Raw genomic sequence first — 11,883 nt, 5'->3', positions numbered from 1 at the left:
CCTGGACTGAGCGAAGCGAGGGAAGCAGCTCGACCCCGCCCGCGGAAAGCGTCCGCCCGTAGTGGAAATCAACGGCTTTACTTTATTTTATTGTAAAAGAAAAAAGACTGTAGGCAAACTCAAAATTCATTGAGTTTGTCTACAGTCTGGGAGGAATAGTTATCACTATTCCTCTTTCTTTTTTTATGTATTTTTTCTATACTATAATCTATCTAGTTGGGCATCATATGTGGGAGGAGTTGTTAAAGTGCCTTGGAAAAAATCATCAAATAAACTAGTCACACCATTTCAGGTACTTGTTTCTTATTATTTTATAGCAATAGCGATTTCCTTCCTGTTATTACGGCTTCCAGGCGTTCATCAAGAAGGTGTAAAAGTCTCTTTTTTAGATAGCTTGTTTACAGCAGTAAGTGCAGTAAGTGTTACTGGGTTAACAACCATTAATATTTCGGAAACCTATACTACCTTTGGGCTTGTAATGATTCTTGTTATTTTACAGTTAGGCGCCATTGGTATTATGTCACTTGGTACCTTTGTGTGGCTGCTTGTTGGGAAAAAAATAGGCATGCGTGAGCGTCAGTTAATCATGATTGATCATAACCAGTACAGTGTCTCTGGTGTTGTTAAATTAATCCGCGAAATTTTAAAAATTTTATTTGGCATTGAATTAACGGGTACCATTATTTTAACGCTACATTTTACCAATTATTTTGATACTTTAGAAGAAGCCTTTTTACATGGAATTTTTGCCTCTATTTCTGCTACGACAAATGGTGGATTCGATATAACGGGAATGAGCTTACTCCCATTCCATGATGATTATTTTGTACAGATGGTTACCATGGTACTCATTGTATTAGGTGCTATTGGATTTCCGGTGTTAATTGAATTGAAAACTTTTTTGCTTAATCGACGCGAGAATTTCCGTTTTAGTTTATTTACTAAAATCACTACTTCAACATACGCTATTTTATTCATAGTTGGTGCGCTTGTCATTTTACTACTTGAATCATTCCATTCTTTTAAGGAAATGTCTTGGCATGAGGCATTATTTTCAGCAATGTTCCATTCCGTATCAACGAGATCAGCTGGACTGACAACTTACGATGTCACGACTTTTAGTGAAGCTACAGATATATTCATGAGCTTCCTGATGTTCATTGGCTCTTCCCCAAGCTCAGTTGGTGGAGGTATTCGTACCACAACTTTTGCTTTGGCCATTTTATTCTTAATTACCTTTGCTAGAGGTAGAGAGGATATTCAAGTATTTGGACGAGAAATTCATTTGATTGATGTCTTCCGATCATTTGTTGTAATTTTATTAGCCTTTTTCATGGTATTAGTTGCAACCCTTATCTTGCTTATAACAGAGCCACAAGCATCTCTTATTCAAATTATTTTTGAAATTACTTCAGCGTTCGGTACATGTGGTATGTCATTAGGCATAACATCTGATTTATCAGTGGTTGGTAAAATCATTATCATTATTTTAATGTTTATTGGTCGAGTTGGATTAATATCATTCCTTTATACTCTTGGGGGTGGCGGAAGAGGAAAGAAATCAGGCTTCCACTATCCGAAGGAACGCGTAATTATTGGTTAAATTTTTAAAGTATGTGAGGCATTAAGTAAGGAATAATTCCATCGTAAACCTCATATAAAAGTAAAAATTAATATCTTGTCATAAAATATTCAAAAAATTTAAACTTTTATTTCCTGATTGGATAGATTGTTTTTTGGGCATTTTTTACAAAGTTTTATCAATCTTTGTTTAAGGAATTTGACCTAGATTTGTAAGAAAGGCTATGAGTACTTAACTAACCAAAAGAATGAAGCGCAGAAGGAATAAATTTAGTAGTAGTTACTGTTACTATGAGGATTTAAGAATCGTTTAAGTAATAAAAAAAGCTAGTCCTGATAGTTATAACAGGACTAGCGTTTCTTATTAGTTTGAGTAGATTGTTGCAAAGTAAGGTGCTTGACCATGTCGGAAATAGGTTAACAGATAGCCATTTTTTTGTACAATTTTGCCATTTGCGAACTCTTGGTAGTCAAGAGCATGAGGGATAATCAAGGTATGCTTAAACAATTCTTTTTCTGTTAACTTAAAGTTAGCAAATTCCTCGCCTGCGATAGCTGGATCTTCTCGTAAAGCGTGATAAAGGGCTTTTTGTTGCTCTTCTGTAGGACGCTCATTCCACCATAGCTTCCTTGGTTGGAACTGCTGAGCCATTAAATAATCAAGTTGCATTAAACTCTGGACAATGTTTAAATTCACATCATCAATCGTTTCTAAAAACATTAATAAACGACGGAATAAATCCTCTGGCTGATGGCCAATACGAGACCAACCTTTTGTTTCCCAATATGTTCCGAAGTTTTGGAAGAAATCAAATGGTGTATCAAAGACCTCTGTAACCAAGTATTCAATCGTATGATCCATACGGTGATCATTCCAATACTTTTCAAGAACATCCTCTGCATGTTTAATGCGAACGATATCATCAAATGTTAGAACATTATTTGAGAAGATTTCGTAAGGAGATAGATCCACATAGGTATAGCCAAACTTTTCGGCTTCTAATCGAAGTCCAGTGCCGCGTAAAAGTTTCAAAAATCCAAGCTGTAATTCCTCTGGCCGCATTGCAAAAACGTCATTAAATGTTTGACGAAAACTAGCGTAATCTTCCTCTGGTAAACCAGCAATTAAATCTAAATGTTGATCTATTTTTCCGCCATCTTTTACCATAGTTACTGTTCGCTTTAGTTTTTCAAAGTTTTGACGGCGTTTTACAAGGGTATTTGTTAAATCGTTCGTAGATTGAACACCTATTTCGAATCGGAACAAACCTTTTGGTGCATTATCATTTAAGAATTGGATGACTTCAGGGCGCATTATATCAGCCGTGATTTCAAACTGGAATACAACACCTGGTTTGTGTTCATCAATTAAAAATTGGAACATTTCCATTGCATAGCTACGACTGATGTTGAAGGTGCGATCCACAAATTTAATTGTACGAGCCCCATTATCCATTAAGAAACGAATATCCTCTTTTATTTTTTCACGGTTAAAGTATCGGACGCCAACTTCAATAGAAGATAAACAGAATTGGCAGCTAAATGGGCAGCCTCGGCTCGTTTCAATATATTGAATTCGCTTTCCTAGATAGGGAAGATCCTCCTCAAAACGAAAAGGACTTGGTAATTCGCGTAAATCAATTTTAGGAGGCATAGCGTGAATCTTAACTTTCTCGTCCTCTAAATAACAAATACCAGGAACATCTTCTAACAATATTTCACCATGGAAGTAGCGCAGTAATTGTTTAAATGAGGTTTCACCTTCACCCATTACAATGAAGTCTACCTCAGGTATTCGACGTAACCAATGGTGGCAATCATAAGATACCTCAGGCCCCCCGAGCAGAATTTTAACATTTGGACAGACAGTTTTTAACATCTTGATAACGTGTATGGTTTCTTCGATGTTCCAGATATAGCAACTAAATCCAACAATATCAGGTTTTTTTTGGAATAAATCTGATACAATATTAAAAGCAGGGTCTTTAATAGTATACTCTGCTATAATTGGATTAAACTCCGGTAAAGCTGCACCTTTTAAATAACGCAATGCTAAATTTGTGTGAATATACTTTGCATTCAAAGTAGTTAAAATAGTATTCATGCGATAATCTTCCTTTCAACATCCTATTGTATCAGTCAAGTATCTGACATACAATATAATTCTTTTTACCTATTTATTTTGTGAACGGTTCGTGAAATAATTTAAAATACTTAAATTTACTAAATTTTGTAATAATAGAATCGTGCTGTCATAAAGTATAGTAAAGGCTCAAAATTCGATTTTAGAGGTTTTTTACTCTTTTGAAAGGTTCGGTGAGAAAGTTGAAGCAAAATGATATTAATCAATGTTTTGGAAATCTTATGAAAAGTACTTCGTCACCAACACTTATACTCAATAAAGCAGGGAAAATTTTGAACGTCAATGAGGCTGCTATCAAACTTTTCAATCTTAATTTAACCTATATTGGCTATTTAGCTATGGACGAGCCATCTAATTTTAAATGGACTAAGTTCGTCAAACAGTTACAGAATGATTTACGTTCAGAGGAAATTTTCAATATTCGCACAGTTGGAAATGAATACGAAATGTTATCTTTCAAATGTTTTTACGATCCCAATACAGAGGAAATTGTTGCGCAAATTTCAACATTAAATGATGATGTTGCCCATAAATTATATGTTAGCCAAGCACATGAAAGAGCGCAATCTTTTAATGCCTACGATTACTTACCTTATGCTGTTATTGTTAGTGACGCTAGCGGTATTATTCTTGGGCTTAATAAATATGCCGAAATGTTTCTGAAAGTTGAAAATTCACAGCTCCTTCATAAACCACATCAGCATATATTTGATTCATTTACATTAAAAAAAGGGCAAATTACATCCTACCTTTCTAAGTTAATGGGTGAAAAACATGCAAGCATTCATGTAGTCGATGAAACACAAGTGAGCAGAACTTGCTATTATGAAATTTCAAGTATTTTTGACGAATACAATAATATTATTGTCACTGTAATTAATGATGAAACAGAGAAAAAGCAACTTCAGCATAAAGTTGAGCATCAGCAAGCATTAAACGTGGTTGGACAGATGGCTGCGAGCATTGCACATGAAATACGTAACCCATTAACCTCTTTAAAGGGTTTTACTGAATTACTAAAGTTAAATGCTGATGATGAATCACGCATGTATCTCTCTGTTATTGACAGTGAGCTTCAACGGATGGAGCAAATTTTATCCGAATTATTAGTATTATCTAAGCCAACAACGATGAAAGTGGAATTATTAGAACTGGATCATATTGTAAAGCAAGTCATTGAGTTTATGCTACCAGATGCACTCATGAAAAATATTATGATTCAGTATATTTCAACCTCTACTCAAGTCTATATTGGTGGCAACGAGAATCGACTAAAGCAAGTGCTGATGAATTTAATTAAAAATGCAATGGAATCCATGAATAATGGTGGTACGATTACCGTCGAAATGGCAACAAATGACTGTGCGATTGTCGAACTGATGATAAAAGATGAAGGTGTTGGTATGGACAGCACGACACTTCAAAACCTATTCCAGCCTTTTTACACGACAAAATCAACAGGGACAGGACTGGGCCTTGCTTTCGTGAAAAAGGTAATTGAAGAACATGAAGGTGTAATTGGCGTTAGTAGTGAACTACAGAAGGGGACATGCTTCCATCTGCAGTTTCCAATTTACACATTTAATCAGATGGATACAATGGAAGTATCCACAAAGGATTCTGCTTATTTAGTAACATAAAGAAAGTAAAAATGGTTCCATAATGGACAACAAAACCTTCTAAATCATATATTGCTTTTGACAATGCTTTTCTAATGTCGCTATAATGTCATGTATAAAGAGCGAAGTGAGAGGAAAAGAATATGCCGTCAGAAGATCTAAAACAATCTTTAAAATTATATATTGTATTATCACGTGCACTAAAAGCAATTAATGAAACAACACATCAATTATTTCAGGATAATGGTTTAAACCCAACTGAATTTGCTGTTCTAGAACTTCTCTATCATAAAGGAAGACAGCCATTACAGCAAATTGGCAATAAAATTTTGTTAGCCAGTGGGTCTATTACGTATGTCATCGATAAGCTGGAGAAGAGAGGTTACTTATTAAGAGTATCTTGTCCTGCTGATCGTCGTGTTACGTATGCAGAAATCACCCCTGAAGGTGAAGCTTTTATGGGAGAGCTGTTCCCAAAACATGAACAGCATTTGCATGAATTAATGAGTGTACTATCCCCAGAAGAAAAAGAACAAGCGATTACGTTATTGAAGAAAATTGGTCTTTCTATAAAGGACCTATCTTATTAAAAAAGTTGTCTCATTGATTTGAGACAACTTTTTTATGATCAAATAGAAGGACGATAGACAAAGTCTATCGTCCTTAGCATTTTATTATTTTTTAGATATAGTCGCTGCCATATTAAGCATAGCATCTGTTAAATCCTGTTCATCATTATCATGAATAGTTAATTTTGTAATGAGACCATCTTTCTCAAGGACGACTCCAATTACTTTCTCAGTGTCGAAGTCCACAACATAACCCTCGATATTTTGAACATCTTTGAATGCTGCTAATTCCTCAGCAGTTAGAGCTACTGTTTCACCTACTGCGTTCATATAATCTTGCATAGTTGTTTTTACTTCTTCAAAGCTTGATTGTGAAGCTTCAATTGTTTCAATACGCATAAACACTTCGTCATCATCATTGGACACTAACATGTCTTTACCAGGCTCTTCTTGTGTCAGTGTAAATCCAGGAAGCTGTTGTAGTTTATAGCTTTGATCAACACTTGCTGATTCAGTTGCCTTTTCTGTTTTATCTACACCATTTTGGACGTATTTTACATCTTGTTGAGGCTGTTTAGAAGCATCCTCTGTATTTGTTTCATTGGATGCAGGTGTCTCTTCTTCTTCCTCGTTTGATTCACCTGCTGTATCATCTCCAGATGGTTTTTGATCGGCAGCAGTATTTGATGGCTCATTTTGTTGAGCATCTGAATCCCCTGTTTTATCAGATGTATTACAACCTACAACTAATACGGCTGTTAGTAATAATGCAAGAATAGAAATTAATTTTTTTTGCATAAAAAACCCTCCTTTTCTAAATTAAACGTTAGTAAAGATAAAATGTTTCCAAATATTAATGTTATGATGTTAAAGGCAACACTAAAAATAATAATAGTACAAAAACGACATGAGCTACAATAACAAGTGGCATACTTTTACGCCATTCATATAAGAAGCCCCAAACAATGCTTGTTACCAATGCAGCAATGACACCAAGCATAAATCCGCTAAGGGCAATTGATACAGCACATAATACTGCGGTAACTATGACAGCCAGCGGAGGACGCATAAAACGTTTTAACTGTTGTTGGATATAACCACGCCAAAATAATTCTTCACCTATGGCGACGATAAATACGAGTAAAACATAGTGCCAAATATTTTGTGGTCCGTAGCTTGCTAAAAATTTTTGAACGGATTGTACTAAGTTATTATTAATATATGGAGCGAGCCAGTAACCAAAGCGAATAATACCATATGTGATGGTACCGTATCCAATACCGAAGAGTAAAAATTGCCATGTAGGTAATTGATCTTCAATGGAGCCAGCTAAAATGGCAATGGCAATACATACTAGTAAAGTGAATGCATACATGTACCAAAATACAGCTTGGTTAGCAAAGGTAAAAGCAAGCATGCCATAAACGAATAATAAAGAAAGGAGAAATAGTATTGTTTGTTTCGAATTTGTTAGCATATTCGACCTCCATACCTTAATCTTATCAAAAAAATAGTCCCTTATCATCTATTAAGACAAATAGGGACTATTCAGACTATTAAGCTTCATTAGTATATAAAATTTTATATCGTTTATGATTGACGACCGTTTTTTCTTCAATTTCAAGGGAATCAAAATTCTCCATATATGTTAAATTAACGATCACCGAATTTTCATTTACCTTTTCTACAATACCTTGGAGACCATTTTTAAACTCGATAATATTTCCAACTTCAGCTATTTTCACAGACAGTCAGCTCCTTCATCGACTAATAATATACAGTTTGCATGAAAAATTGGTAAACGTAAAGCTTTTTTTAAATAATTCATAATTTATTACACAAATGAGGCAAAGAGAGGAATAAAGTTCATGGAAAAATACGAAAATATGCTTAAACAATTACAAAATGGGGAAAGGGAAAGTATTGAAATTCAAAAGGAAGAATTTTACGAATTTCGTGAAATTCTTGTAAAACACCCATTATTTAAACATTTCAGAGGTGAGGCCAAGCAAAATGGGCGAATTATCTATACTTATACTGAAACACCTAGAAGTTAATTTGTCGAACATTGTCGTAAGTTAATGCTGTAAGAAATGAAATATAAATGTATAATAATGGTATGATTATTTGTGTGTGGAGGGTTGTATGAATGGTCAATCTACTCTTGAAACAAATGGAACAAACTCGTGAGATGATGATTCGCTCAGGTGTAGAAAACGGGTTACAAAATGCAAAAACCATTCAACTGAGTCGCAGATTAGATCAGTTAATGAATACTTATTATAGACAGATGGCATTTGAAGAAGAAAAAGACCAAGAAAACTAAAAAAGATTGTTCCAGTATTCAGAGTAAAAAACATTTTAACATATATGTTTAAAATGCATTTCAATGGGGAATAACTTACTATGAACACAGCAACATTCTCATTTCCCCCTTTAGAGCAGTGATCCCCCAATCACTTGCTCTCTTTTTTTGCTTATTCGGTATATATGCCCTACATATAAATTTTAGTACAAGTTGTGGGAAGAGTTTGAATTATTCCATTCATTCACCTAAACTGAAAAGATAGAGAGTTGGACTCCCACGGAGAGTACACACATTCTAAAACAAAGGAGCATGTACATATGACAAAGAAACGTATTGCATTTATTGGAACTGGAGTAATGGGTGCTAGTATTATTAAGCATTTATTAAAAAATGGTCATGAAGTAACCGTCTATACTCGTACGCAAGAAAAAGCAGAGCCTCTTGTTGCTCTAGGGGCTTCATGGGCAAGCTCACCTGCTGAAGCATTTAAAAATCATGAAATTGCCTTTACAATGGTTGGTTATCCTTCAGATGTAGAGGAAGTATATTTTGGGGGAAATGGCCTCTTCCAAACAGCAGAACAAGGCAACATTGTCATTGATATGACGACTTCAGAGCCATCTTTAGCAAAGAAAATTTATATGCATGCTCAATCCATTGGTGTAGAGGCTTTAGACGCCCCTGTTTCAGGTGGGGATATTGGTGCACAAAATGGCACTTTGTCTATCATGATGGGTGGCGATCAGGACACATACGACAAGGTATTGCCCATTATGAAGCAATTTGGTGAAAATATAATTTATCAGGGTGAAGCAGGAGCTGGGCAGCATGCAAAGATGTGCAATCAAATTGTCATTGCCTCTGGTATGATTGGCGTGTGTGAATCACTAGCTTATGGACTAAAGGCAGGATTAGATTTACCGACCGTATTACAATCGATCTCTTCAGGTGCAGCAGGTTCATGGTCTTTAAGCAATTTAGCCCCACGTATGATAAAAGAAGATTTTGCACCAGGCTTTTATATTAAACATTTTGTAAAGGATATGAAAATAGCTTTAGATGAGTCAAACAAAATGGGCATCACATTACCAGGACTTGCATTAGCCTATGAAATGTATGAGAAATTAATCGCAGCAGGCTATGGTGATAATGGTACACAAGCACTCTTAAAGTATTATAAATAATTCTCGATGCGAATATGAATAGGAAACCTGAAGACTCCTTAAATGGAAGACCTTCAGGTTTTTTTGTTTTACTCTTTCCCGAAAAGTTGAGAATCCAGTGAGAAGTTTGATGCGCCTGCGAGAGCAAAGTAAAGAGCTATTGCACCTAAAGCTAAATCTAATTCATAACCAGCCAATCCATCTGCCCCGATAAAGCCGATGCTAAGTTTTGCTGTAAAGATCGCCACAATCATTGTAATGGTTAATAAAGCACCAAATATTCTTGTTGCTAAACCTAAAATAATTGCAATTCCACCTACTAATTCAATAATTGCCACGATATACGCCATAAATCCTGGTATACCTAGGCTTTCAAAGAAGTCAGCTGTATAGCTAATACCACCTTGAAATTTTTGGAAACCATGCACTGCAAAAATAACGCCTAGAACGATACGTAAAATTGTTGAACCAATATTTTGCATAATAAAGTAACTCCTTTTCTTTTTTTGCTTACAATTCGTAACTTAGTTTATTTTTAAAAACAACTTTTGTCAAGTAACTTAATGTATTTTTAGAACAGGCTTTTTAAAAAAGTGATATACTGTTAAATAGGAACTAATATACAAAGGGGGTAAGTGATTTGGATCAAAAAAATATTTGTCCACGATTTGAAAAAGCACTCATGATATTAAATCATCGTTGGAATACACTACTTATTTATCAGCTACTAGATGGTCCGCAAAGGTATTCGACTATTAAAAATCAGCTGAATATTAGTAGTCGTGTATTAACAGAACGTTTAAAGGAGTTAGAGACTGAGCAAATAGTGCTACGTACAGTAATTCCATCAACACCAGTTGTCATTGAGTATGAACTGACGGAAAAGGGGTATGCTATTGCACCCGTGTTAAAAGCGATTGAGCAATGGTCCTCTGAATGGGTGACAATAGATATAGAATGATAAAAAGGTATTCAAGCGAGGGGCTTGAATACCTTTTTTGATTTTACACAGAAAACAAGTGTTCAATTATCGACCATTTGGCAGTTATTTTTCAGTGAATTTACTGTTATATTGTAAATAATATTAATTTTCTTTAAAAAAAGGTATTTTTTATTTCAGAGAGAAATTAATTGTTTATTATAGAGAATGGAGAGGAGGGTTTTATGAAGAAGAGTACAGCTATAGACGTACAACATCGAAGTCAATTAGCCATTTATTTATCATTACCGATACTTTCATGGGCATTTTATGATTTTGCGAATACAATTTTTTCTTCAAATATAAATACAATATTTTTTCCCTTTTACATGGATGAGGTTTTAGGAACAAATGAAGTCATGCAACAAGTTGCGAGCACCTTTATATCTTATGCAAATGCCATTGCAAGCTTGTTGCTCGTTATCTTTTCACCACTTTTCGGTGTGTGGATTGATAACACAGGTTATAAAAAGAGATTTATTGTATGGTTTGCTTCCATATCTATTGTGTTTACGTTTATGATGGGAATATTTGCGAATGTACAAACCACTGTCAATTACTCTGGTGTGCCTCTTAGTTTATTTTTGGTAGTTGCAAGTTTTGTCATAGCAAAATTTTTCTTTAATTCAAGTTTAGTATTTTATGATTCTATGATGGGCGATCTAGGAACAAAAGAAGAGATGCCCCTCATTTCAGGGTATGGTGTTGCAATTGGGTATCTTGGTACACTTTTTGGATTACTTGTTTACTTGTATGTTGGTAACAGCGATTTTCATCGGGCGTTTATTCCAACAGCCATTCTGTATTTACTCTTTTCATTGCCATTATTCTTAATTAATAAAGATACACCGATCCCAAAGTCACAACGGAAGTCCTTAAAGTTTTTAGATGGTTATAAAGAAATCATTCAAACATTTAAAGATATGAAGCAATATAAAGCAATCTTTACCTTTATGATTGCTTATTTCTTTCTAAATGATGCCATTGCTACAACGATTGCTATGATGGCTGTTTATGCGACAACAATTGTTGGCTTTAGTTCTGGCCAATTTATCGTTCTTTATTTGGTCTCTACTGTCTCAACAATCATTGGGTCACTTGCCTTTGGGTATATTACGAAATCAATAGGCGCTAAACGTGCCATTACAATTGTTGCCCTTATTATGATTGTTGCTTTGATATTCGCTGTTTTTGCTTCAGCACAATGGATGTTCTGGCTTGCTGGTAGTCTATTTGGTATATCACTTGGCTCAATGTGGGTGACATCTCGGACCTATATTATTGAATTATCACCGAATGAGAAACGTGGACAATTTTTTGGGTTGTTTGCTTTTTCAGGTAAAGTTTCATCCATTATTGGTCCAGCCATATATGGAACGGTTACATTGTGGATGAAGGATTATGGTACTATTGCTAGTCGTGTAGCATTATCAACGTTGATCGTTATGACTGTCGTTGGTCTATTGGTACATCTAAAAGTTAATGATAAAAATGGAAATAGCAAGTAGGAGAAATGTATTG

General features: G+C 34.9%; 13 protein-coding genes. 8 read left to right on the top strand and 5 right to left on the bottom strand.

The genetic code is table 11. The annotated features are described in order from the left end of the window. Positions 1-247: 247 nt before the first annotated feature. Complete coding sequence (locus tag NY607_RS14935; protein ID WP_036075771.1) at positions 248-1,603, top strand: TrkH family potassium uptake protein; 1,356 nt, start codon at positions 248-250, stop codon at positions 1,601-1,603. A gap of 342 nt (positions 1,604-1,945) precedes the next feature. Here the strand turns inward: NY607_RS14935 and NY607_RS14930 are convergent, their stop codons facing one another. After that, a complete protein-coding gene (locus NY607_RS14930; protein ID WP_259419912.1) occupies positions 1,946-3,685 on the bottom strand; it encodes a B12-binding domain-containing radical SAM protein in 1,740 nt (579 codons plus the stop codon). A 311-nt stretch (positions 3,686-3,996) separates the two neighbouring features. On the opposite strand from NY607_RS14930, the gene NY607_RS14925 reads away from it, so the two are divergent. Then, entirely contained in the window at positions 3,997-5,364 is a 1,368-nt protein-coding gene (locus tag NY607_RS14925; protein WP_259419911.1) for an ATP-binding protein, read from the top strand. 122 nt (positions 5,365-5,486) lie between these two features. Then, the gene (locus NY607_RS14920; protein ID WP_004224579.1) at positions 5,487-5,933 is read left to right on the top strand and encodes a MarR family winged helix-turn-helix transcriptional regulator; all 447 of its coding nucleotides are present in this window, start codon (positions 5,487-5,489) and stop codon (positions 5,931-5,933) included. An 84-nt stretch (positions 5,934-6,017) separates the two neighbouring features. Here the strand turns inward: NY607_RS14920 and NY607_RS14915 are convergent, their stop codons facing one another. From NY607_RS14915 to NY607_RS14905, 3 genes are all read right to left on the bottom strand, one after another. Then, on the bottom strand, positions 6,018-6,710 hold the full coding sequence (locus tag NY607_RS14915; RefSeq protein ID WP_131521703.1) for a hypothetical protein: 693 nt from the start codon (positions 6,708-6,710) through the stop codon (positions 6,018-6,020). A gap of 61 nt (positions 6,711-6,771) precedes the next feature. Further along, positions 6,772-7,389 carry a CPBP family intramembrane glutamic endopeptidase gene (locus NY607_RS14910; RefSeq protein ID WP_131521702.1) on the bottom strand — a complete coding sequence of 206 codons (618 nt, stop codon included), beginning with the start codon at positions 7,387-7,389 and terminating at the stop codon, positions 6,772-6,774. 79 nt (positions 7,390-7,468) lie between these two features. Continuing rightward, the gene (locus NY607_RS14905; RefSeq protein ID WP_004224583.1) at positions 7,469-7,657 is read right to left on the bottom strand and encodes a YkvS family protein; all 189 of its coding nucleotides are present in this window, start codon (positions 7,655-7,657) and stop codon (positions 7,469-7,471) included. Positions 7,658-7,780: 123 nt separating this feature from the next. On the opposite strand from NY607_RS14905, the gene NY607_RS14900 reads away from it, so the two are divergent. The 3 genes from NY607_RS14900 to NY607_RS14890 all read left to right on the top strand — a co-directional run bounded on the left by NY607_RS14900 (position 7,781) and on the right by NY607_RS14890 (position 9,404). Next, positions 7,781-7,969, top strand: a complete 189-nt coding sequence (locus tag NY607_RS14900) for a hypothetical protein (RefSeq protein WP_016992451.1) — start codon at positions 7,781-7,783, stop codon at positions 7,967-7,969. A 92-nt stretch (positions 7,970-8,061) separates the two neighbouring features. Further along, complete coding sequence (locus NY607_RS14895; RefSeq protein ID WP_080717115.1) at positions 8,062-8,238, top strand: aspartyl-phosphate phosphatase Spo0E family protein; 177 nt, start codon at positions 8,062-8,064, stop codon at positions 8,236-8,238. Positions 8,239-8,537: 299 nt separating this feature from the next. Further along, a complete protein-coding gene (locus tag NY607_RS14890) occupies positions 8,538-9,404 on the top strand; it encodes an NAD(P)-dependent oxidoreductase (protein ID WP_131521701.1) in 867 nt (288 codons plus the stop codon). 68 nt (positions 9,405-9,472) lie between these two features. Here the strand turns inward: NY607_RS14890 and NY607_RS14885 are convergent, their stop codons facing one another. Then, positions 9,473-9,865, bottom strand: a complete 393-nt coding sequence (locus NY607_RS14885) for a DoxX family protein (RefSeq protein ID WP_131521700.1) — start codon at positions 9,863-9,865, stop codon at positions 9,473-9,475. Between the two features lie 158 nt (positions 9,866-10,023). Here NY607_RS14885 and NY607_RS14880 point away from each other — a divergent pair, with 158 nt between their 5' ends. Continuing rightward, the gene (locus tag NY607_RS14880) at positions 10,024-10,344 is read left to right on the top strand and encodes a winged helix-turn-helix transcriptional regulator (RefSeq protein ID WP_016992449.1); all 321 of its coding nucleotides are present in this window, start codon (positions 10,024-10,026) and stop codon (positions 10,342-10,344) included. A 203-nt stretch (positions 10,345-10,547) separates the two neighbouring features. Then, positions 10,548-11,870 carry an MFS transporter gene (locus NY607_RS14875; RefSeq protein WP_131521699.1) on the top strand — a complete coding sequence of 441 codons (1,323 nt, stop codon included), beginning with the start codon at positions 10,548-10,550 and terminating at the stop codon, positions 11,868-11,870. The last annotated feature ends 13 nt before the right edge of the window (positions 11,871-11,883 follow it).

Origin of the sequence: Lysinibacillus sp. A4 (genome assembly GCF_024919535.1) — a bacterium.
In the GTDB taxonomy this organism is placed as follows: Bacteria; Bacillota; Bacilli; order Bacillales_A; family Planococcaceae; genus Lysinibacillus; species Lysinibacillus capsici.
Note: the sequence above shows the minus strand (reverse complement) of the source record. Positions and strands in the feature narration are given on the sequence as shown.